Below are 20808 nucleotides of genomic sequence, written 5' to 3'. Positions count from 1 at the left end.
AGAAGAACGCGTGAGACACCGGCTTGACGCGAAGGCCGCCGCCGGGCTGAAGCCCGGCCTGCGCCCCATCCACCCGGTTCAGACCAAGCCCGTAGGGCGGGCTTCAGCCCGCCGCTGAGCCCCCGTTCTTCGCCGGATACCGCCGCGCGATATCCGCCGCGATCCGGCAGTCCTCCGCATCCAGAGCCCCCCGCTCCTCCGCCGCCCAGGGTCGGAACCGCAGCCGGAACGCCCAGAGCAGCAGCGCCTGCGCATCCGCCACCTCCGGCGCGCGATACCCGATCCGCTCCAGATTGGCCGCAAAGCCAGCCTCGTCCTCGCCCTCATGCGTCCCCGCCTCCGGCCAGATGGCCAGCCCGCGCCACGCCAGCCGCCGCCAGTCGAACCGTGCGCCGGGATCGGATTTCCGGTGCGGCGCCATGTCGGAATGCCCGATCACCCGCTCCGGCGGGATCGACCACCGCGACAGGATACCGGACAGGAGATCTTCCAGCACCGCCATCTGAGGCTCCGGATAAGGGTGGCACGCGGTATTCGCGAGTTCGATTCCGACAGAGCGGGAATTGACCTCCTTCACATCCCCCCAGGCACCGAGACCCGCATGCCAGGCCCTGTCTTTCTCATCCACCATCTGCCAGAGGCCGCCAGTTTCCGAAATCAGATAATGACAGGACACAGGAGGCAGACCTTCTGGCGGGTCCGTATCACAAAGCCGATCAAGGGCTGCCTCGGCACTGGCCATGGCGGTATGGTGAACGATCACCATATCCGGCCCGCCGCCGTGCCGGCGGTCGTTGATGTTGGGTGAGGCGCGCCAGATCGCGTCAGGATGCCGGTAGCCCGAAGGCGCCACGGATCAGCCGCCTGCCGCCTTGCGGAACGGGCGCGGATCCCAGGAACAGGCGAACCCGTCCCCGTCCGGATCGACCCCCTTGCGGTCCCGCTCAGGCCCCCCTGCCTTCAGGAACTCCGTCTGTGCCAGATCGGGCGACGGATAGGCCGCACAGGCCCGCTGATAGCGCCCCTCGGCCCCCGGCAGGGACGTCCGGCGATATTGCGACTGACCGGGCGCATGACTGGTCTGCAACGCATAAGCCACGATGTTCGGCCCCGTGTCCGTCCGCGTCGGCAGCGCCTCTGGCTGGACCTGGGTGTAGGCCGCCCGGTTCTGCGCGATCAGCGCCTTGTCATCGGCAATGCTGCGCTGTTCGCCAACGGCGGAGAAGTCGTTCTCTGCCGACAGGCCGGCGGAGTTCACCGCAACCGGCGGCGGGTTCGACGGGCTGGCATCCAGCGGAGCCGTTCCTCCCGCGCCCGCACCGCCAAGCACCGCGCGTGTTTCCGCCGCGATCTCGGACCCCGCGTCCACCGTTCCGCCGTTCAGCGGCGTGACGGCGGTTGTGCCGGCCCCGGTCGGCTCCAGCGTTTCGGAGGACACCGCGCTCGCCGGCGGCAGGGAGGACGCCGCCTGCCCGCTCAGCTGCGCCTCGCGCTGGCGCTGATACTGGGTGTAGTCGCCGAACCCCACCCCGGCCCCGCTGTCGGGCACCGGCGGCTGGCAGGCGGCCAGCGCCGTCAGAGCCAGGGCGCCAAGCCCCAGCCGGAAGGTTGTCGTCGTCATGATCATGGCATCATCTCACTGCTCACCCTGTCCTGCGGGACGGGCATGTTTGCAACAGGTTACCACCATTTCGCCGGCTTCGCCACAAACCCCGCCGCCTTTTCCAGCGCGTAGGCGGTGTTGAGCAGGTCGCCCTCCTCCCACGGCCGTCCGATCAGCTGCAGTCCAAGCGGCAGCCCCTGACGATCCAGTCCGGTTGGCACGGCGATGCCGGGCAGCCCGGCGAGGTTCACGGTCACGGTAAACACGTCGTTGAGATACATCTGCACCGGATCGGCCTCCGCCATCTCGCCCAGCCCGAAGGCCGACGACGGGGTGGCCGGTGTCAGGATCGCGTCGACTCCGGCGGCGAAAGCGTCGTCGAAGTCGCGCTTTATCAGTGTCCTGACCCGGCGGGCGCGGTTGTAATAGGCGTCGTAGAACCCGGCGGACAGCACATAGGTCCCCACCATCACCCGGCGCTGAACCTCCTTGCCGAAGCCCTCCGCGCGAGTCTTTTCGTACATCTCGGTGATGCCGTCGCCCTGCGACAGCTTTGCCCGGTGCCCATAGCGCACCCCGTCATAGCGCGCGAGGTTCGAGGACGCCTCGGCCGGGGCGATCACGTAATAGGCCGGCAGCGCGTATTTCGTGTGCGGCAGCGAGATGTCGACGATTTTCGCCCCCGCATCGCGCAGCATCTCCTTGCCCTGGGTCCAGAGCGCGTCGATCTCCTCCGGCATCCCGTCCATCCGGTATTCCTTGGGAATCCCGATGGTCTTGCCCTTGATGTCGCCGGTCAGCGCGGCTTCGAAATCCGGTACGGGCAGATCGGCGGAGGTGGAATCCTTCGGGTCATGCGAACACATTGCCCGCAGCATGATCGCCGAGTCGCGCACGTCCTTCGTCATCGGCCCCGCCTGATCGAGAGAGGAGGCGAAAGCCACCACGCCCCATCTGGAACAGCGCCCGTAAGTCGGCTTGATGCCGGTGATCCCGGTGAAGGCCGCGGGCTGGCGGATCGACCCGCCGGTATCCGTGCCCGTCGCCGCAAGGCAGAGGTCCGCCGCAACCGCCGCCGCCGACCCGCCCGAAGAACCGCCGGGCGTCAGCGCTGTGTCGTCATTGCCGCGCCGCCAGGGGTTCACCGCATTGCCGTAAACTGAGGTTTCGTTGGACGACCCCATGGCGAATTCGTCCATGTTCAGCTTGCCCAGCATCACCGCACCCGCGTCGATCAGGTTCTGACTGACGGTCGATTCATACTGCGGCACGAACCCCCGAAGGATGCCCGAGGCCGCCTGCGAAGGCACGCCTTCGGTGCAGAACAGGTCCTTGATCCCGACCGGGATCCCGCACATGTCCGGCGCATCCCCCGCCTTGATGCGCTCATCCGCCGCCGCTGCCCTTTCCCGCGCGATTTCGGGCGTCTTGTGCACGAAGGCATTCAGCGCATCGGCCTTGTCGATGGCCGCCAGACAGGCCTCCGTCAGTTCGACGCTTGTCACCTCGCCCTTGCGTAGCGCATCCCGGGCCGCCGCGATGGTCAGTTTCGTCAGCTCGCTCATTCCACCACCTTCGGCACCGCAAAGAACCCCTCGCGCGCGTCCGGCGCATTCGACAGGACCTTGCCCTGCTGGTCGCCGTCCGTCACCACGTCCTCGCGCCGTTTCAGCCTCATCGGTGTAACCGATACCATCGGCTCGACACCCTCGACATCGACCTCGTTCAACTGTTCAATAAAACCGAGGATGGTGTTGAATTCCTGCGCCAGCACCGGCAGGTCGGCGGGATCGACCTTGATCCGGGCCAGCTTCGCCACCTTGGCGGCGGTGCCTTCGTCGATGGACATGCGCTTCCCCTTCTCTCGCGGGACATCAAAATCCGGGCCGGTTTACCGCCCCCCGCCGCCCCCCGCAAGGGACCCGCTCAGATGCCGCCGCAGCACTTCGATCATCCAGCCCAGCATCGCGGCATTCAGCAGATGCCAGAGGAAATGCGTGCCCCCCGGCCAGACCCCGCAGAGCGGCGCGTCCAACGCCCGGAACAGGATCGACAGGCAAAGCACTCCGGCCCCGGTCAGCAGCCCCCGCGCGACCTGCAGCCTTCGCCAGAGTGCCACCCCGTATGCCGCGATCAGGACAGGCACCGGCGCATAGGCCGAGGATCCGCCAAGGCCGGGGATCATCGCAAACAGTGGCACGGTGGCGGCGGCGTAGGGTACGAACAGCGCCGTCCCCACCCCCGACCAGACCGGGCCGAGCCGCCAGAAATACCGGTTCGCGAACCAGACATAGAGCAACACGAAGACCAGGATCGGCACCACATCCGCCACCCCGGCCCACGCCTGGGCGAAGGTGTGGAACAGCCCCGATCCGATCCCGATCACCACCAGCACCGCCGACAGCAGCCGCGCCGGAGCCACTCCCGCCGACCGCCGCCACATCCAGAGGCCGACAAGGATGAAGGCGAGGTTGGTCACCGCATTCCACGGCTCCGCCCAGAGTCCCGGCCCCAGTCGTTCGCAGTACCCGTCAACCGCTTCGGTCCAGTCCATCGCCTCTCCTCTTGCCTCTTCCCTTGTCACATTCCCGCGCTAGGCTTGCCCCTGACACCATCGGAGGAACAGACATGAAAATCACCTGGCTTGGCCATTCCGGCTTCAAGATCGACATCGCAGGTCAATGCCTGCTGATCGACCCCTTCCTCTCGGGCAACCCCGCATTCCCGCAGGACCGCAAGGCAGAGGCCTCTGAAGGCGTCACCGCCATTCTCGTGTCCCACGGTCACGGCGATCACGTCGGCGACGTGATCGACATCGCGGGAGGCACCCTGCCGGTCTACACCATGGTCGAACTCGCCGGCTGGCTGAAGGGCAAGGGCGTGGAAAAGGCCAACGGGTTCAACAAGGGCGGTACGGTCTCTATCGGTGATGTGAAGGTAACGATGGTACACGCCACACACTCTTCCGCCACGCCCGACGGCGCCTATGCAGGCAGCGAGGCCGGCTTCATGATCGAGGGAGAGGGCCATGTGATCTACTTTTCCGGCGACACAGACGTCATGGCTGACATGAAAGTCTTCCACGACCTGCATAAACCCGATATCGGCATTCTCGCCTGCGGCGGTTTCTACACCATGGACATGCGCCGCGCCGCCTATGCCGCGAAAGCCTTTTTCGATTTCAAAACGATCATCCCCTGCCACTACAAGACCTTCCCGGTCCTCGCCCAGTCCGCACAGGAACTCATCGACGCGCTACCGGGAACGAAGGTTATCGAACCCGAGGTTCTGAAAGCCATCGACCTCTGACCGTCACACCGCGCACCGTCATCCTCGGGTCGAGCCCGAGGATGACACCTCACTGACTGGCAATACGTGTCACGCCGCCAGCCCGCGGCCCTTCAGCAACGCCTCGACCCCCGGCAGGCGTCCCCGGAACCGCTCGTAAAGCTCCGCCGCCTCGACCGATCCGCCTTTGGAGAGGATATTCTCCTCCAGCGATTTCGCCGTCGCCGGGTCGAACGCACCGCCCGCTTCCTCGAAGGCGGCGAAGGCGTCCGCATCCATCACCTCCGACCACATGTAGCTGTAATAGCCCGAGGAATAGCCATCCCCCGAAAACACGTGCGCGAACTGTGGCGTCGCATGGCGCATCGGAATGGCGGAGGGCATGCCGAGATCGGCAAGGACCTCGGCCTGCCGCGCCATCGGGTCCACCGGGGCTGCGCCGTCGTGGAATTCAAGGTCGACAAGAGCCGAGGCGACATATTCCACCGTCTGGAACCCCATGTCGAAATTCGCCGCGCCAAGCACCTTGTCCAGCATCGCCTTTGGCATCGCCTCGCCCGTGTCGACGTGCACCGCATATTTCTCAAGCACTTCCGGCACCTCCAGCCAGTGCTCATACAGCTGGCTCGGCAGTTCAACGAAGTCCCGCGCGACCGAAGTCCCTGAAACGCCCTCCCACCTCACGTCCGACAGCATCTGATGCAGCGCATGGCCGAATTCGTGGAACAGCGTCCGCGCATCGTCATAGGACAGCAGCGCCGCCCGCCCCTTGGGCGGCTTCGCAAAGTTGCACACGTTCACCACGACCGGGGCCTGCACCCGAGGCCGCCGCGACTGCGACCGTATTGCCGAACACCAGGCCCCCGACCGCTTGGTCCCACGCGCAAAATAGTCGCCGATGAACACCGCCACATGCTCTCCGCCGCGCGTCACCTCCCACATCCGCACGTCCTTATGATAGCTCTCGAAATCCAGCGGCCGGTACTCCAGCCCGAACAGGCGCGTCGAACAGTCGAACGCCGCCTCGATCATCTTCTCCAACTGGAAATACGGCTTGAGCGCGGCCTCATCGAGATCATGCTCCGCCTTGCGCCGCTTCTCCGCGTAATAGCGCCAGTCCCAGCCTTCGATCGGACCGTTCACGCCGTCTTCCGCTGCCATGGCCGACAGGACCTCCTGATCCGCCAGCGCCTGCCGCTTGGCCGGGGCCCAGACCTCCGCCAGCAAACCGCGCACCGCATCCGGCGTCCCGGCCATCTCCGTGTCCAGCTTGTAGCGCGCGAAATTTGCGTAGCCGAGCAGCTTGGCCCGCTCTTCCCTGAGCGCGAGGATCTCTGCCGCAATGCCCCGGTTGTCCGTCTCCCCGCCGAAAGCGCCCCGTGCGCACCACGCCTTCCACGCCTTCTCCCGCAATTCTCGTCGCGGCGAAAATTGCAGAAAAGGAACAATCAGCGACCGCGACAGGGTCACAACCGGCCCCGCTCTTCCCTTTTCCTCACCAGCCGCCCGTGCGGCGTCGACGAGGAAACCGGGCAGCCCTCTCAGATCGGCCTCGGCAAGGTCCATGACCCAGTCGCTTTCGTCCTTCAGCAGGTTCTGGGTGAATTCGGTGCCAAGAACCGCCAGCCGTTCCTTGATCTCCTTCATCCGGTCAGCCTCCGCCCCCTTGAGCGCCGCGCCCGAGCGGACATAGCCGCGATGCACGAGGAACAATTGCCGTGCGTCCTGTTCGTCCAGCCCGAGCGTCGCCCGCTGATCCCACACCGCACGGATCCGCGCGAAAAGCTCGGAATTGGCCGAGATCGCCGCAAAATGCTTGGCCAGCTTGGGCGAAAACTCCCGCTGCAACTCCTGCCGCCGCGGCGTCGCATCCGCCCCCGCCACGGCGAAGAACGGTGAAAGCACCCGCTCCAGCGCCTCGCCCGAGGCCTCGAGCGCCGCGATCGTGTTCTCGAAATCCGGCGCGACGGGGTTGGCGACGATGGAGGCGATCTCCGCATCGTGCGCCGCCAGCGCCTTGTCCAGCGCGGGCGCGTAGTCCTCATCGGAAATGGCCCCGAAGGGCGGCAGGTCGAAGGGCGTGTCCCAGGGGGCGAGCAGCGGGTTGGTCATGAGCGGTTCTCCTTTGACCGGAAACCTAGGCCCTGCCCGTGTCCTTCGCCAGTCCTCTCCCGTGGCAAACGGGACAGTCCGCGCGCGGCTTCACGCGAATTTTCCGCGTCTCGCCCCAAAGCGCGTCATAGATCAGCATCTCTCCGCGCAGGGCCGCGCCCGCCCCGGTGATGACCTTTACCGCCTCCACCGCCATCATCGACCCGACGACGCCCGGCAGCGGGCCGATCACGCCCGCCTCCGCGCAGGACGGTGCGAGGCCGGGAGCGGGCGCTTCCGGAAAGACGCATTGGTAACAGGGGTCCCCCAGTGCCGGATCGAACACAGAAACCTGCCCCTCCCACTGCGTCAGCGCGCCGGAAATCAAAGGCTTGCCCTGCGCCGCGGCCACCCGGTTCACCAGGTACCGCGTATCGAAATTGTCCGTCCCGTCTAGGATCACGTCATAATCGGCGAACAGCGCCTCGGCCTCCTCCGCCACCAGCCGCCGTCCATAAGGCCTGATCTCCACGAACGGGTTCAGCCCGCGCAGCCGGTCCGTCGCGGACTGCACCTTGGGCCGCCCGATGTCCGCATCCCCGTGGATCACCTGCCGCTGCAGGTTCGTCGCATCAACCGAGTCATCGTCGATCAACCCGATGGTCCCGACCCCGGCGGCGGCAAGATACATCAGCGCGGGCGAACCGAGGCCCCCCGCTCCGATCACCAGCACCCTTGCCTGTTTCAGCTTCACCTGCCCCGGCCCGCCGACCTCACGCAGGATGATATGGCGGGCATACCGCCGCAATTCCGCCTCCCGGAACGGCCCGTCCGCAACGACGGGCTCCGGCACATGCACCCGCCGCTTCAGCCAGCCGAGCGCCGCGCGATACCCCATCACGACCGCAACCATCCCGCCAAGCAGCAGCCAGGGCGCCGCCGATCCGCCGGTGGCGAGCCGCAGTCCGTGGCGCTCAGGCAGGACCACATGCCCCAGCACGACACCCAGCCAGAGCAGCCCGATCCCCGCCAGCCGCAGCCGAACCGGAGCACCTGTCAGTAGACCCGCGCCCCAGATCACGCCGGCAATGACGAGAACCAGCAGCATCAGCCGCGTCCAGTCGACCCGAACCCGCCGGAGCCCCGCTCCGTCGCGTCCAGCTCTTCCACGATCCCGAACGCCGCCTGCACCACCGGCGCCACCACCAGTTGCGCGACCCGGTCGCCGTGCGCCACCACGAAGGCCTCCGCCCCGAGGTTCACCAGGATCACCCCGACCTCCCCGCGGTAATCGCTGTCCACGGTGCCCGGCGCGTTCGCCACAGTCACCCCGTGCTTCAGCGCCAGCCCGGAGCGGGGGCGGACCTGCACTTCGAACCCCTCCGGTATCGCCATGCGCAGACCCGTCGGCACCAGCGCCCGCGCACCCGGTGCGATCACCACCTGACCGCGATCGGCAAGGTTCGCGCGCACATCCGCCCCCGCCGCTCCGGCAGAGGCATAGGACGGCAGGGCAACCGATACATCCGCCCCCTCGACCCGTGTGATCCCGATCCGCTTCATCTTGCCGAAAATACTCCCGCCGGAGGCATCACCCGATCTCCGCCGCGATCCGCTTGGCCAGCCGGTCTGCCACCGCCTGCTTGCCCATGCGCGGCCATTCCTCGGCCCCCGCGTCGGAAATCAGCACCACGGCATTCTCCGTCCCGCCCATGATACCGGTGGCCGGGGATACGTCGTTTGCCACGATCCAGTCGCAGCCCTTGCGCGCGCGCTTTGCCGTGGCATGGGCGACGACGTCATCCGTCTCTGCCGCGAACCCCACCACCAGTGCGGGCCGCCCGCTCGCCATCTGCGACACGGTGGCCAGTATGTCGGGATTCTCCTCGAACTCGAGCACCGGCAGCGCCCCCGCGACCTTCTTGATCTTCGACCCCGAGGCCGTCTTGACCCGCCAGTCCGCCACCGCGGCCGCCATCACCGCCGCATCGACCGGCAGGGCCGCCGCGACCGCATCGGCCATTTCCGACGCAGACTGGACCCTGATCACCTGCACGCCTTCGGGCGGGGGCACGTCCGCCGGTCCGGTGACAAAGACCACCTCAGCCCCGAGCGCCGCGAGCGAGCGGGCAATCGCCGTCCCCTGCACACCCGAAGACCGGTTCGCGATGTAGCGTACCGGGTCGATCGGCTCATGCGTCGGACCGGAGGTCACCAGCACCCGCCGCCCCTTCAGCGGACCGGCGGCCAGCTTCGCCTCCACCGCCGTGACGATCTCCAGCGGCTCCGACATGCGTCCGGGACCGTATTCGCCACAGGCCATGTCGCCCTCGTTCGGGCCGACAAACGCCACCCCCTGCTCCCGCAGCTGCGCCACGTTCTTCTGTACCGAGGGATGCAGCCACATCCGCACGTTCATCGCCGGGGCCATCAGCACATCGGTATCCGTCGCCATCAGCAGGGTGGAGGCCATGTCCCCCGCCAGCCCGCCCGCAACCTTTCCGATCAGGTCCGCCGTCGCAGGGGCCACCACGATCAGGTCAGCGGCGCGCGACAGCTGGATATGCCCCATCTCAGCCTCGTCGGTCAGGTCGAACAGGTCGGAATAGACCTTGCGACCAGCCAGCGCGGACACCGACAGGGGCGTTACGAACTCCCCCGCTGCCTGCGTCATCACAGGCACCACCGCTGCGCCACGGTCCCGCAGCCGACGGATCAGGTCCAGCGACTTGTAGGCCGCGATACCGCCCCCGATGATGAGAAGAATGGTCTTGCCCGACAGCATCGCCGCCCCCCGGATTGCACCCTGCGCGCCTGCGAACTCGGCAAGCGCTGCCGACACTAGGGCGCGCCCGGGGCCAAGACAAGCGGCACCCGCCGACGGTGCGGGGGCGATCCTGCGCAAAACGCTTGGCAAACGGCCCGGCTCCGCACTAAAGACTCTGTCATCGCTCCGGAAGGGGCGGCTTTCTCCGCAACACCGATGACGTTCCGCACCGCAGCCCGACCGACGACACCCGAGGCAGACATCCGCGCCTGGACGGACCAGAGCGCGCTGCGCTCGGGCCGCGTCATGCTGACCCCCGACCTGCTGGCTCTGGCCCAGTCGGGCGCGACGATCCTGCTGGCCGCGCGTACCGCGGAGGGGCGCCCGACCAGCGCCGCCGCCGCAGCCTGCCGCGCCCTTTCGCCGACCCGGCTGCGGATCATCATGTCGCGCGGCGCGGGAAAACCCGTCATCGACGCCCTGCGCGAGGGCAGTCGTGTCGCCGTCACCTTCACCGGGTCGAACCAGCACCACCGCGCCTTCCAGATCAAGGCGGAAACGGCGGTCATCACCCCCGCCCGCCCCGAGGACATGCCCGAAATCGAACGTCAGGGGCTGCTATTCTGCGAAGGCCTTGCCGAAATCGGCTTCACGAAGGAGCTCGCCGCCGGCTGGCTCTTCGCGGATACCGAGGACATGATCGCCGTGGAGGTGGAGCCCGAACGCATCTTCACCCAGACCCCGGGCCCCGGCGCGGGTGCGGAGCTCCGGCCGTGACAGCGCCAAGCCTGGAACCCCTGCGCAGCGCGATGGAGGGTGTCTATGCCTCCATCATGGCCACTCTCGACGAAGACGGCATGCCGAACGTGTCGATGATCAGCCAGGTGCACTACGTCGATCCGCAGCACGTCGCGCTCTCCTACCAGTTCTTCAACAAGACCCGCGCGAACCTGATGACCACCCGCATGGCCGCGGTTCAGATCGCCGATCCGGAAACCTTTGCCCAGTACCGGCTTGACCTCGACTATATAGAAACCCGCACCGAAGGCCCGATCTTCGAGACCATGAAGGCCAAGCTTGCCGGGATCGCCTCTCACCACGGGATGGACGGCGTGTTCCGCCTGCTTGGCGCCGACATCTTCAGCGTGCGCAGTATCGAACCCGTCGCCGGCCACGCCATCCCGCCCCGGCCCGTGCCGCGCCCCCTGCTGGCCGCCACCCGCGCGACCTGCGCCGCGATGGACGCCTGCACCGACCTCGACGACCTGCTCGACGCGGCGGTGGTGACGCTGCACGACCGTTTCGACATCTCGAACACCATGGTGCTGATGGTCGGCGACGGCGCGCGTCGTCTGTTTACCGTCGCCTCGCACGGATACCCTCGATCCGGCATCGGCTCCGAAGTGGCCTTCGGGGAAGGAGTCATCGGCGTCGCCGCCCGGGAATGCGTGCCAATCCGAATCTGCCACATGACCAGCGACTATGGCTACGGCGCCTCGATCAGCGAAACCGCGCGGGCCGCCGGGCTGGTTGCCGGTCCGGGCCGTCAGATCCCCTTCCCCGGCCTGACCGAACCCGGCAGCCAGATCGCCCTGCCGCTGATGTCCGGCAGCACCTGCATTGGCGTGCTCTTTGCCGAAACGCCCGAACCCATGCGATTCGACTTCGAGATGGAGGACGCGCTTGCCACCTGCGCCGCGCACCTTGCGCTGCGCATCACCCTGCTCCAGCGCGACGAACCCGAGGCGGAAGGCCCCGAGGACACCGCCCCGCCCCCGGTCAGCGGCGGGGTCGCCCTGCGCTTCCATCCGCTGGACCAAAGCGTTTTCCTCGACAACGACTATCTCATCAAGGGGGTGGCCGGGGCGATCCTCTGGCGACTCGCGCGCGAACATGCCGACACCGGCCGCACCGATTTCACCACGCGCGAACTGCGACTCGACGGCTCTCTCCGCCTGCCCGCTCATGCGGAGAACCTCGACGCCCGGCTGATCCTGCTGCGCAAGCGGCTGGAGGAGCGCAACGCCTGCCTGCGCATCGACAAGACAGGGCGCGGCCGGTTCCGTCTGAACGTGCTCTGCGGGCTGACTCTGGTGGAAATCACGGACTGAGCCGCAAGACTTAGCAGTCTTTTAGCATTCTTTAGCATTCGGAGAGGGTTTTCTTAACAAGCCTTCCTCCGCGCCGCAGCCTATCAGGCGCCATGCGGCAGCACCGGCGCCAGAGGCCCTGAAACAGCCAACGGCACATGCCCCGCAGACCCTTTTTGAACGATCCGCCCGAAAGCCGGCTGTCCCGCCGGCCCGAGGGATTTTGACTTACCATTGGAGAAAGACATGAACGAAGCAACTTTGAGAAAGCGTCTTACCGGCAAGCTGGTAACCGCTTTCGACCCCGGGTTCGGTGCTGCCGCAGACGACCTGATCTGGAACGGCCGCAAACCGGCCGTCCGCGCCCGCTACATCGTGCGGGCAGCCAATGCCGCAGACGTGCAGGAGGCGGTGCGCTTTGCCGCCGCCAACGGCCTGACCGTCTCTCCCCGCGGCAGCGGCCACCATTTCACCGGCATCGCAAGCCAGGCCGACGTGGTGATCGACCTCGAAGCGCTCAATCATCTGCGCATCAACGTCGCCACCCGGACCTGCGAAACCGGCCCCTCGGTGACCAACGCCCGCCTGAACGAGGAATTGACCCGTCTCGGTCTCGCCTTCCCGGTCGGTCACTGCGCCAGCGTCGCGCTCGGCGGCTACCTTCTGGGCGGCGGCGTCGGCTGGAACTCCGGTGAGTGGGGCATCGCCTGCTTCCTCGTCGAAGGTGCGGACATCGTCACCCCGGACGGTGAACTGCTGCACGTCAGCGCGACGGAACACCCGGACCTGTTCTGGGCGGTCCGCGGCGCCGGCCCCGGCTTCTTCGGCATCGTCACCAGCTACCGGCTGAAGCTGAAGGAGGCCAAGCCCGCCATCATGACCGCCGTCCGAGTCTACGGGGCGGATCACCATGCCGCCGTCGCCGCCTGGATCGACACCGCCGCCCGCCGCGCCCCGGCGCAGGTGGAGGTGACGCTCAGGATTTCGACCGAAGCCTCCCCGATCGGCCACATGACCGCCATCTCCGCCATTGTCACGGTCTTCGGTGAAAGTGAGGAACAGGCGCAGTCGATCCTGGCAGAGGTCTTCGCAGATGCCCCGGAAGGCGCATTCGTCGAGGTTCCCGCCATGCCGACCGCGGTTGCGGACCTGTACCAGATGACCGGCGCGGGCGCACCCAAGGGCCACCGCTTCGCCGTCGACAGCCTCTGGTCCGACGCGGACACCGCGACCGTGCTGGAACATTTCGTCACCGCGCTCAAGGCGGCCCCTTCGCCGATGAGCTTTGCGATCGTCTCGCCCGGCTCCGGTCACGGCATCCAGACCGGCGACGCGGCCTTCTCCCGCATCGCGCGTCACTTCGGCGCGATCTACACGGTCTGGCAGGATGAGACGAAGGACGCCGACCAGATGGCCTGGCTGCGCGCCGCGATGGACGCCGCCGCACCAATGAAAGCCGGGGTCTATGTCGGATATTGCGACTTGGACCAACCCGGCCGGATCGATCTGGCGCACAGCACCCCTGTCGCCGCCCGCCTGTCCGCCCTCCGGTCGAAATACGACCCCAAGGGTCTGTTCGGCGCGGCCCTGGGCACACAGAAGGTCCGTGCGGCCTGACGCAGCCGGAACGGCAGACATGACGAAACGGGGCCGGGAATTCCTCCCGGCCCCGTCTCACATTCCTTCCGCACGCAACGCGCGGGCAGATCCCGTCAGTTCAGCAGCGTTTCCGCCCCGGCCCCATTCTGTTCAAGATGACGGCGCATCTTCTTGAACGCCGCCGCCTCAAGTTGCCGGACGCGCTCCTTGGACAGACCGAGCTCCTCGCCCAGGCTCTCCAGCGTGCGCGGGGCATCGCGCAGCTTGCGCTCCCGCACGATCAGCGTTTCGCGGTCATTGAGAGAGGACAGCGCCTCGGCCAGCCAGCCGCGCAGCCGCACCCTGTCATGACGCTCTTCCACCACGTCCGAGGCCTGTGCGCTGTCGTCCTCGATCGTGTCGATCCACTCGCGCCCCTCGTCCTCCATCGACTGCGTGGCGTTCAGCGAAAAGTCCGAGCCGGAGAGCCGCCCGTCCATCATCTCGACATCACGCAGGGGAACGCCAACCTCGGTGGCGATCATCTGGTGCAACTGGTGCTTGTCCAGCAGCTCTCCCCGGCCAAGCGCCTCGCGTTCTATCCGGGCCTGAACCCGTCGCATGTTGAAAAACAGGGATTTCTGGGAGGACGTGGACCCGGTTCGCACCATCGACCAGTTGCGCATCACGTAGTCCTGAATGGATGCCTTGATCCACCATACAGCGTAAGTCGAAAAGCGAACGCCCCGGTCCGGATCGAACTTGTCCGCCGCCTTCATCAGGCCCAGCCCGGCCTCCTGGATCAGGTCGTTGATCGGTGCGCCGTACCGGCGATACTTCGACGCCATGGAGATCGCCAGCCGCATGTAAGCCGTGATCAACCGGTGCAGTGCCGCTTCATCCCGGTCGTCGCGCCAGGCGTAGGCAAGCCGCAGTTCGGTCTCCGCATCCAGCAGCTCCGCCTTCATGGCGCGCCGCGAAAGAGACATGTCGGTCGAATGTTCTTGTGCCATGGACCCCCCGGTATGACGGTCCGGCCTCCGGCAATTGTGCAGGGCCGGTACGGTTGTCTTATCGTTGCTATGAGCTATACGCTTGAAACCCGGATTTGGTTCACGAGATGGGACAAGAATATGGCAGCGCCCGTGACCCTGGTGCTTGGCGGAGCGGCCTCGGGCAAGTCGGCTTTTGCCGAAAATGCTATACTGTCTGCCGGAGGACGACCCTACTACATCGCCACCGCCCAGGCCTTCGACGCTGAAATGACAGAAAAAATCGCGCGCCACGTCGAAAGGCGCGGTGCGCGGTGGACCACCCGCGAAGCCCCGACCGACCTTTCCGGCGCGCTTCGGCAGGTCAACGCCGATCACGCCGTTTTGATCGACTGCCTGACGCTCTGGCTCACCAACCTGATGCTGGCCGAACAGGATGTCGACGCCGCCACGACCGACCTGATGAAGGCGCTCGACCATTGCCCCGCCCCGGTCTGGCTTGTCAGCAACGAGGTCGGCTCGGGCATTGTTCCCGACACCGCGCTCGGGCGCCGTTTCCGCGAGGCGCAGGGCCGCCTGAACATCGTGATGGCTGCCCGCGCCGACCGCGTGGTGCAGGTCGTCGCGGGCCTTCCGAACGTGTTGAAGGGAACACTCGCGTGACCCGGTTCCACATGGTCCGACATGGGCCGACGCACGAAAAAACCTTCGTCGGCTGGCGCGACGTGCCCGCCGACCTCTCCGACACCGCCGCGCTGGCCCGGCTTGAAGCCGCCCTGCCCCCGGGCGCACTGGTGATCTCTTCCGACCTTTCGCGCGCCGTGCAGACGGCCGACGCCATCGCCGGCACGCGCCACCGCCTGCCGCACGATCCGGACCTGCGCGAATTCGACTTCGGGGACTGGGACGGAAAGCACTTCCGCGAGGCCGCGGACACGCACCCCGACCTTTCCCGCGTTTTCTGGGAAACACCTGGGGACCTTGCGCCCCCGAACGGCGAAAGCTGGAATACGGTGGCCGACCGCGTGGCCCGGGCGCTGGACCGGCTGCACGCCCACAATGCGGCGGACATTATCGTCGTCGGCCATTTCGGGATGATCCTGACCCAACTGGGCCGCGCCCGCGGCGAGGACCCGGCATTGACGCTCGGCCAGAAGATCGACAATCTCTCGGTTACCACCATCCAGCGGCTGAATCCGGGCTGGGACGTGCATCTGATCAATCACATTTTCTGATCAATTAGCCAACAATCATTCGTTTTGGTGAACCCATTGCACGGGATAGGCTGCCGGAAACCTCTCAGAAAAGGGCCCGGGTCATGACCTACGACCTCTACATCGGTGACCGCAGTTTTTCGTCCTGGTCGCTGCGCGGCTGGCTGATGTTCGAAAAGTTCGTCATCCCGGTGCGCACCCATATGGTCGGGCTCTACTCCGGCACGCTTCTGGCCGACCTCGGCGACCTCGCCCCCGCCCGGCTTGTCCCGGTGATGCGGACCCCGGACGGCATCGTGATCGGCGAAACCATGGCCATGGCCGAAACGCTTGCCGAACGCCATCCCGACGCCGGTCTCTGGCCCGCCGATCCCTCCGCCCGTGCCCTCGCCCGCTGGATCAGCGCCGAAATGCACGCCGGGTTCACCGCCCTGCGCGGCAGCTGCAACTGCCAGCTTCTGTACCAGTACGACGGTTTCACCCCGTCCGAGGCGGTGCTGGCCGATGTCGTACGCGTCGAAACGCTCTGGAACCTCGCACGCGATCGCCATGGTCAGGCCGGGCCCTGGCTGTTCGGCACCTATTCGCTGGCCGATGTCTTCTTTGCCCCCGTCGCGGCCCGGATCGCCGGCTACGGCCTGCCCGTCGGGCCGGAGGCGCAGGCCTATGTCGACCTCACGCTCTCCGATCCCGCCTTCCGCCGTTGGCGGGCGCAGGGGCTCACCGTCAGCTACGACCCCGTGCCCTACGAACTCGACCTGCCGAAACGTCCGTGGCCCGGCCCGGCACCGCGCCCCGCCCGCGCCGTCGCGACCGGAACGCCGGAAAACGCCACCTGCCCCTACTCCGGCAAGGCCGACACCTCGCATATGCTGGAAATCGACGGGCGCACCTTCGGCTTCTGTAATGCGAACTGCCGCGACAAGACGGTGAACGATCCAGAGGCCTTCCCGGCCTTCATGGCCCTGCTCACCGCCTGATCCGCCATCACCGCACGGTCGATTAACCGTCTGGCAACCATTCCCCCGTTAACCATGGTCGCCGGGGGACACCGCATGATTGCCAGAGCCTACACAGTTGCATTCGAAGGGATCGAGGCCCGCCCGGTCGAGGTGCAATGCGCCGTGACCCTGGGCCTGCCCTCCTTCTCCATCGTCGGCCTGCCCGACAAGGCGGTGAGCGAGGCGCGGGACCGCGTCCGCTCCGCCCTGACGGCCATGCACATCGCCCTGCCGTCAAAGCGGATCACGGTCAACCTCTCCCCCGCCGACCTGCCCAAGGAAGGCAGCCATTTCGACCTGCCGATCGCGCTCGCCCTGCTTTCGGCGCTGGAGATCCTGCCGAAGGACGCGGTTGAAACCGCCGTGGCCCTCGGCGAACTGTCGCTCGACGGCTCGCTTGTCCCGGTCCTCGGCTGCCTGCCCGCCGCCGTCGCCGCCGCAGAGGATGACCGCGCCCTCTACTGTCCCGCCGCCTGCGGGGCCGAAGCCGCCTGGATCGACACCACCCAGGTCATCGCCGCCGCCTCCCTCACCGACCTTGTGCGCCACCTGACCGGTCAGGCCGCCATCGCCCCCGCCGAACCGGGCGAAGCAGCCGCCCGTCTCACCCCCCGCGACCTGCGCGACATCAAGGGACAGGAACGGGCCAAGCGCGCGCTGGAAATCGCCGCCGCCGGGCGCCATCACCTTTTCCTCTCGGGCACGCCCGGGTCCGGCAAATCCATGCTGGCCGCCCGCCTGCCCTCCATCCTGCCCGATCTCACCCCGGCAGAGGCGCTCGACACCTCGATGATCCACTCCCTCGCCGGGCTGCTGACCGACGGCGGCATCTCCCGGCAGCGGCCCTTTCGCGAACCCCACCATACCGCTTCCATGGCCGCCATTGTCGGCGGCGGGCGCGGCTCAAAACCCGGAGAGATCAGCCTCGCCCATAACGGCGTGCTCTTCATGGACGAACTGCCCGAATTCCCCCGCGCTGTTCTCGAGACCCTGCGCCAGCCCATCGAAACCGGAGAGGTCGTCGTCTCCCGCGCCAACGCCCATATGCGCTACCCCTGCCGTTTCCTGCTGGTCGCCGCCGCCAACCCCTGCAAATGCGGCTACCTGCCCGATCCGTCCCGCGCCTGCGCCCGCGTGCCGCAATGCGGCCTGGACTACCTGGGACGGATCTCGGGCCCGATCATGGACCGCATCGACCTTCGGATCGAAGTGCCCCCGGTTTCCTTCATGGACCTCGACCTGCCCCCCTCCGGCGACGATTCCGCCACCGTCGCCGCCCGCGTCCGTGCCGCCCGCGCGCTGCAGGCGCACCGCTTTGCCGGGCACCCGCATGCCGCGCTGAACGCCGACGCCGAAGGCCGCCTGCTGGAGGAGATCGCCACCCCGGACGCCGAAGGTCGCGACCTGCTGCACCGCGCAGCCGAACGCTTCGGCCTTACGGCACGGGGCTATCATCGAATCCTGCGCGTCGCCCGGACCATCGCCGACCTGGCGCAAAGTCACGATGTCGAAGCCGACCACATTGCCGAAGCGCTAAGCTATCGCCTGACCGTGGAACGCCCAAGCGACAGGGCAGCGTGACGCTCCCGCACCGGGCAGCATCAGCACGGCGCGTCGGGCTTCCATCCCGCCGACCGTCTCGATCGCTTCGGACGGCGCCTCGGGAACTGACAAAGCCACGGTCAGCCTGCCCGACGCGCCTCGATCGCTTCCCAGATTTTCGCGGCAATATTCACCCCGTCGAACCGCTCGAGCTCCTGGATGCCGGTTGGCGAGGTCACGTTGATCTCTGTCAGCCAGTCACCGATCACGTCGATCCCGACAAAGATCTGCCCCTTCTCGCGCAGCACCGGCCCGATTCGCGCGCAAATCTCGCGATCCCGATCGCTCAAGCCGATCTTCTCGGGCCGCCCGCCGACATGCATGTTGGACCGCGTCTCGCCTTCCGCCGGAACGCGGTTGATCGCGCCGACCGCCTCCCCGTCCACAAGGATGACCCGCTTGTCGCCCTTGGACACGGCGGGCAGGAATTTCTGCACAATCAGAGGTTCGCGAGAGAACCCCGTGAACAGCTCATGCAGCGAGGCGAGATTGCGGTCTTCCGGCGTGATCCGGAACACCCCTGCCCCGCCATTGCCGTAAAGCGGCTTGACGATGACGTCCTGATGTTTTGCCCGGAACGCGCGCAAGGTCTCCAGATCGCGCGCGATGGCCGTCGGCGGTGTGAGATCGGGGAAGTCCAGCACCAGAAGCTTTTCCGGAGAGTTCCGGACCCAGAACGGATCGTTGACCACCAGCGTGCCGGGGCTCAGCCGCTGCAGCAGATGCGTGGTTGTGATGTAGAACATGTCGAAAGGCGGGTCCTGCCGCAGCCAGACCACGTCGAATTCCGCCAGATCGATCTCCGTCATCTCGCCGAGTGTCGCGTGATTCCCGACGTCCCGCCGAACCGTCAGCGCCTGCCCGCGCGCCAGAACCCGCCCTTCCTGATAGGACAGCCGGTCCGGCGTGTAATAGAACAGCTCATGCCCGCGCGCCTGCGCCTCCTCGGCAATCCGGAACGTACTGTCCGCATTGATGTTCACCGAACCGATCGGGTCCATCTGGATTGCAACCTTCATCGCCGGGCCTCCTGACTGTCGCCGCCCGACTTTGATGACGGAAACCCGGAACGGGTGCAATGCAGAGCAACCGCAGCGACCTCTGCGAAAATGCCGCGGAGGTCAGCCCGCGGTCAGTGCCACCACCCCGCAAAGGCGTTTTCGATTACCTGAACGGCACCGCCGCCATCGACCAAGGCCACATCGATGCGCATGTCCGTCAGCCCGCCGCCAGCCAGAGTGTCGAGGTAGACAAGCGCAGCAGAAGCGATCCTGTCGGCCTGCCGGGGGCGGATGCGCTGCGCGGCGGAATCATGGGTCGCGGAAGCTTTCACTTCGACAAAAACGACAGTGTCGCCATCCCGAAAGACGAGGTCGATTTCCCCGGCCTTGCAGCGCCACCGCCGGTCCGTGCAGGTCAGCCCACGGAACAGATAGTCCCGTTCGACCGCATCCTCGGCGGCCATGCCCGACAGATGCGAGCGACTGCCGCGCCGCTGGCGGGCCGAAGGTGCCGGCACGCAAGGATCGGACACCGCGCCTGCAGCCGTCACCCCGGCACCCGTCACCGGAGCACTGCCGCGGAGATCGAATTCATATTGCCGGTGCAGCATGTCCCAATCCTGATCTGCCGGTCCCGATCCCGCCGCAGCGTCATACGGAGCCGATGTCGAGCGCCAGCTTGTAGACCGACCGCCTTGGCCAGCCGGTGTCCCGGGCGACATTCGCCGCCGCATCCCTTACCGAACTGCCCTCTTCCAGTTCCGACCTTAGCGCATCAATCACGAATTTTTCGCTAACAACCTCTGTCTCCGCCCTGTCGATCAGCACCACGATCTCGCCCTTCGGCGCCTCGGCGCGGTACATCTCGCAAAGGTCAGACAAATTGCCGTGCTGCACCGTCTCGAACTTCTTGGTCAGTTCCCGGCAGACGACCGCAGGTCTATCCCCGCCCAACTCCGCCGCCGCATCCGCCAGCATCGCGGCCAGCCGTTTCGGCGATTCGTAGAACACCAGCGTCGCCGTCACCCCGGCCAGTTCCCGCAGCGCGGACTTCCGTGCGCCCGACTGGTTGGGCAGGAAGCCGGCAAACAGGAAACGGTCGGTCGGCAGGCCCGCGAGGCTCAGCGCGGTCACCACGGCCGAGACGCCCGGCGCCGTCGTCACCGCATGCCCTGCCTCCCGCGCGGCACGGGCGAGGTGGTAACCGGGATCCGCGATCAGCGGCGTGCCCGCTTCCGAGGCGTAGGCGACCGACTTGCCTTCCGCCATCGCGGCCAGAAGGCGGGGGCGCGCGCGGTCTCCGTTGTGGTCGTGATAGGCGATCAGGGGCCGGTCGCCGATCGGGATTCCGTGGATGTCCATCAGTCGCCGCAGTGTCCGCGTGTCTTCTGCCGCCAGCACGTCGGCCCCTCGCAGCACGTCGAGCGCGTGCAGGGTGATGTCCCGCGCCGCCCCGATCGGAACCGCGACGAGCGTGAGACCGGGGGCCGGTCCGGGCGGCACTGTGCCTGTCGGCGCATTCATAACTGGATCCTCATCCCGAGGCGGCTATGATCGCCGCAATGCGAATTCGGCCCGGTC

General features: G+C 66.9%; 21 protein-coding genes. 8 read left to right on the top strand and 13 right to left on the bottom strand.

What is annotated here, in order from left to right:
- Nucleotides 1–103: 103 nt before the first annotated feature.
- The 5 genes from IEV87_RS01770 to IEV87_RS01750 all read right to left on the bottom strand — a co-directional run bounded on the left by IEV87_RS01770 (nt 104) and on the right by IEV87_RS01750 (nt 4157).
- A complete protein-coding gene (locus IEV87_RS01770) occupies nt 104–766 on the bottom strand; it encodes an N-acetylmuramoyl-L-alanine amidase (RefSeq protein WP_188478318.1) in 663 nt (220 codons plus the stop codon).
- Between the two features lie 90 nt (nt 767–856).
- Complete coding sequence (locus IEV87_RS01765; protein ID WP_188475914.1) at nt 857–1621, bottom strand: hypothetical protein; 765 nt, start codon at nt 1619–1621, stop codon at nt 857–859.
- Nucleotides 1622–1680: 59 nt separating this feature from the next.
- A complete protein-coding gene (gene gatA / locus IEV87_RS01760) occupies nt 1681–3168 on the bottom strand; it encodes an Asp-tRNA(Asn)/Glu-tRNA(Gln) amidotransferase subunit GatA (protein ID WP_188475913.1) in 1488 nt (495 codons plus the stop codon).
- Entirely contained in the window at nt 3165–3452 is a 288-nt protein-coding gene (gene gatC, locus IEV87_RS01755) for an Asp-tRNA(Asn)/Glu-tRNA(Gln) amidotransferase subunit GatC (protein WP_188475912.1), read from the bottom strand. The genes gatA and gatC overlap by 4 nt, the downstream gene beginning before the upstream one ends.
- A gap of 42 nt (nt 3453–3494) precedes the next feature.
- Nucleotides 3495–4157 (bottom strand): ceramidase domain-containing protein, encoded by a 663-nt coding sequence (locus tag IEV87_RS01750; protein ID WP_188475911.1) that lies wholly within the window; start codon nt 4155–4157, stop codon nt 3495–3497.
- Between the two features lie 74 nt (nt 4158–4231).
- Here IEV87_RS01750 and IEV87_RS01745 point away from each other — a divergent pair, with 74 nt between their 5' ends.
- Complete coding sequence (locus IEV87_RS01745) at nt 4232–4912, top strand: metal-dependent hydrolase (RefSeq protein ID WP_188475910.1); 681 nt, start codon at nt 4232–4234, stop codon at nt 4910–4912.
- A 69-nt stretch (nt 4913–4981) separates the two neighbouring features.
- Here IEV87_RS01745 and IEV87_RS01740 read toward each other — a convergent pair whose 3' ends face one another.
- The 4 genes from IEV87_RS01740 to coaBC are packed head-to-tail and all read right to left on the bottom strand — an operon-like array spanning nt 4982 to nt 9767.
- The gene (locus IEV87_RS01740) at nt 4982–7003 is read right to left on the bottom strand and encodes a M3 family metallopeptidase (RefSeq protein WP_188475909.1); all 2022 of its coding nucleotides are present in this window, start codon (nt 7001–7003) and stop codon (nt 4982–4984) included.
- Between the two features lie 25 nt (nt 7004–7028).
- Nucleotides 7029–8090 (bottom strand): HesA/MoeB/ThiF family protein, encoded by a 1062-nt coding sequence (locus tag IEV87_RS01735; RefSeq protein WP_188475908.1) that lies wholly within the window; start codon nt 8088–8090, stop codon nt 7029–7031.
- Nucleotides 8090–8545, bottom strand: coding sequence for a dUTP diphosphatase (gene dut, locus IEV87_RS01730; RefSeq protein ID WP_188475907.1), 456 nt, complete (start codon nt 8543–8545; stop codon nt 8090–8092). The genes IEV87_RS01735 and dut overlap by 1 nt, the downstream gene beginning before the upstream one ends.
- Nucleotides 8546–8573: 28 nt before the next feature.
- A complete protein-coding gene (gene coaBC / locus IEV87_RS01725; protein ID WP_188478317.1) occupies nt 8574–9767 on the bottom strand; it encodes a bifunctional phosphopantothenoylcysteine decarboxylase/phosphopantothenate--cysteine ligase CoaBC in 1194 nt (397 codons plus the stop codon).
- 198 nt (nt 9768–9965) lie between these two features.
- On the opposite strand from coaBC, the gene IEV87_RS01720 reads away from it, so the two are divergent.
- From IEV87_RS01720 to IEV87_RS01710, 3 genes are all read left to right on the top strand, one after another.
- The gene (locus IEV87_RS01720; RefSeq protein WP_188475906.1) at nt 9966–10526 is read left to right on the top strand and encodes a hypothetical protein; all 561 of its coding nucleotides are present in this window, start codon (nt 9966–9968) and stop codon (nt 10524–10526) included.
- Nucleotides 10523–11860 carry a GAF domain-containing protein gene (locus IEV87_RS01715; RefSeq protein WP_229737405.1) on the top strand — a complete coding sequence of 446 codons (1338 nt, stop codon included), beginning with the start codon at nt 10523–10525 and terminating at the stop codon, nt 11858–11860. The genes IEV87_RS01720 and IEV87_RS01715 overlap by 4 nt, the downstream gene beginning before the upstream one ends.
- A gap of 225 nt (nt 11861–12085) precedes the next feature.
- The gene (locus tag IEV87_RS01710) at nt 12086–13456 is read left to right on the top strand and encodes an FAD-binding oxidoreductase (protein ID WP_188475905.1); all 1371 of its coding nucleotides are present in this window, start codon (nt 12086–12088) and stop codon (nt 13454–13456) included.
- Between the two features lie 95 nt (nt 13457–13551).
- Here IEV87_RS01710 and IEV87_RS01705 read toward each other — a convergent pair whose 3' ends face one another.
- Nucleotides 13552–14430: an RNA polymerase factor sigma-32 gene (locus tag IEV87_RS01705; protein WP_188475904.1), complete on the bottom strand. Its 879-nt coding sequence runs from the start codon at nt 14428–14430 to the stop codon at nt 13552–13554.
- Nucleotides 14431–14550: 120 nt separating this feature from the next.
- On the opposite strand from IEV87_RS01705, the gene cobU reads away from it, so the two are divergent.
- The 4 genes from cobU (at nt 14551) to IEV87_RS01685 (ending at nt 18205) form a co-directional block, all read left to right on the top strand.
- Entirely contained in the window at nt 14551–15072 is a 522-nt protein-coding gene (cobU, locus tag IEV87_RS01700) for a bifunctional adenosylcobinamide kinase/adenosylcobinamide-phosphate guanylyltransferase (RefSeq protein WP_188475903.1), read from the top strand.
- On the top strand, nt 15069–15644 hold the full coding sequence (locus tag IEV87_RS01695) for a histidine phosphatase family protein (protein WP_188475902.1): 576 nt from the start codon (nt 15069–15071) through the stop codon (nt 15642–15644). Before cobU ends, IEV87_RS01695 begins: the two co-directional genes overlap by 4 nt.
- 83 nt (nt 15645–15727) lie before the next feature.
- Entirely contained in the window at nt 15728–16603 is an 876-nt protein-coding gene (locus IEV87_RS01690) for a glutathione S-transferase (protein WP_188475901.1), read from the top strand.
- A 75-nt stretch (nt 16604–16678) separates the two neighbouring features.
- Nucleotides 16679–18205, top strand: coding sequence for a YifB family Mg chelatase-like AAA ATPase (locus IEV87_RS01685; RefSeq protein ID WP_188475900.1), 1527 nt, complete (start codon nt 16679–16681; stop codon nt 18203–18205).
- Between the two features lie 101 nt (nt 18206–18306).
- Here the strand turns inward: IEV87_RS01685 and gshB are convergent, their stop codons facing one another.
- The 3 genes from gshB to rsmI form a co-directional block, all read right to left on the bottom strand.
- Nucleotides 18307–19245 carry a glutathione synthase gene (gene gshB, locus IEV87_RS01680; protein ID WP_188475899.1) on the bottom strand — a complete coding sequence of 313 codons (939 nt, stop codon included), beginning with the start codon at nt 19243–19245 and terminating at the stop codon, nt 18307–18309.
- A 113-nt stretch (nt 19246–19358) separates the two neighbouring features.
- On the bottom strand, nt 19359–19838 hold the full coding sequence (locus tag IEV87_RS01675; RefSeq protein WP_188475898.1) for a YraN family protein: 480 nt from the start codon (nt 19836–19838) through the stop codon (nt 19359–19361).
- Nucleotides 19839–19878: 40 nt separating this feature from the next.
- Nucleotides 19879–20751 carry a 16S rRNA (cytidine(1402)-2'-O)-methyltransferase gene (gene rsmI / locus IEV87_RS01670; protein ID WP_188475897.1) on the bottom strand — a complete coding sequence of 291 codons (873 nt, stop codon included), beginning with the start codon at nt 20749–20751 and terminating at the stop codon, nt 19879–19881.
- Nucleotides 20752–20808 lie beyond the last annotated feature (57 nt).

The organism is Primorskyibacter flagellatus, assembly GCF_014638275.1.
In the GTDB taxonomy this organism is placed as follows: Bacteria; Pseudomonadota; Alphaproteobacteria; order Rhodobacterales; family Rhodobacteraceae; genus Pseudooceanicola; species Pseudooceanicola flagellatus_A.
The sequence above is the reverse complement of the archived record's forward strand: the minus strand, read 5'-3'. Positions and strand labels throughout refer to the sequence as shown.

Bases quoted from the DNA above. Each gene is read 5' to 3' on its own strand.
- gatC (WP_188475912.1), bottom strand. From the start codon at position 3,452: ATGTCCATCGACGAAGGCACCGCCGCCAAGGTGGCGAAGCTGGCCCGG.
- cobU (WP_188475903.1), top strand. From the start codon at position 14,551: ATGGCAGCGCCCGTGACCCTGGTGCTTGGCGGAGCGGCCTCGGGCAAG.
- rsmI (WP_188475897.1), bottom strand. From the start codon at position 20,751: ATGAATGCGCCGACAGGCACAGTGCCGCCCGGACCGGCCCCCGGTCTC.
- dut (WP_188475907.1), bottom strand. From the start codon at position 8,545: ATGAAGCGGATCGGGATCACACGGGTCGAGGGGGCGGATGTATCGGTT.
- IEV87_RS01675 (WP_188475898.1), bottom strand. From the start codon at position 19,838: ATGCTGCACCGGCAATATGAATTCGATCTCCGCGGCAGTGCTCCGGTG.
- IEV87_RS01750 (WP_188475911.1), bottom strand. From the start codon at position 4,157: ATGGACTGGACCGAAGCGGTTGACGGGTACTGCGAACGACTGGGGCCG.
- IEV87_RS01740 (WP_188475909.1), bottom strand. From the start codon at position 7,003: ATGACCAACCCGCTGCTCGCCCCCTGGGACACGCCCTTCGACCTGCCG.
- IEV87_RS01690 (WP_188475901.1), top strand. From the start codon at position 15,728: ATGACCTACGACCTCTACATCGGTGACCGCAGTTTTTCGTCCTGGTCG.
- IEV87_RS01770 (WP_188478318.1), bottom strand. From the start codon at position 766: ATGGTGATCGTTCACCATACCGCCATGGCCAGTGCCGAGGCAGCCCTT.
- gatA (WP_188475913.1), bottom strand. From the start codon at position 3,168: ATGAGCGAGCTGACGAAACTGACCATCGCGGCGGCCCGGGATGCGCTA.
- IEV87_RS01765 (WP_188475914.1), bottom strand. From the start codon at position 1,621: ATGACGACGACAACCTTCCGGCTGGGGCTTGGCGCCCTGGCTCTGACG.
- IEV87_RS01745 (WP_188475910.1), top strand. From the start codon at position 4,232: ATGAAAATCACCTGGCTTGGCCATTCCGGCTTCAAGATCGACATCGCA.
- IEV87_RS01705 (WP_188475904.1), bottom strand. From the start codon at position 14,430: ATGGCACAAGAACATTCGACCGACATGTCTCTTTCGCGGCGCGCCATG.
- IEV87_RS01710 (WP_188475905.1), top strand. From the start codon at position 12,086: ATGAACGAAGCAACTTTGAGAAAGCGTCTTACCGGCAAGCTGGTAACC.
- coaBC (WP_188478317.1), bottom strand. From the start codon at position 9,767: ATGCTGTCGGGCAAGACCATTCTTCTCATCATCGGGGGCGGTATCGCG.
- IEV87_RS01685 (WP_188475900.1), top strand. From the start codon at position 16,679: ATGATTGCCAGAGCCTACACAGTTGCATTCGAAGGGATCGAGGCCCGC.
- gshB (WP_188475899.1), bottom strand. From the start codon at position 19,245: ATGAAGGTTGCAATCCAGATGGACCCGATCGGTTCGGTGAACATCAAT.
- IEV87_RS01735 (WP_188475908.1), bottom strand. From the start codon at position 8,090: ATGCTGCTGGTTCTCGTCATTGCCGGCGTGATCTGGGGCGCGGGTCTA.
- IEV87_RS01720 (WP_188475906.1), top strand. From the start codon at position 9,966: ATGACGTTCCGCACCGCAGCCCGACCGACGACACCCGAGGCAGACATC.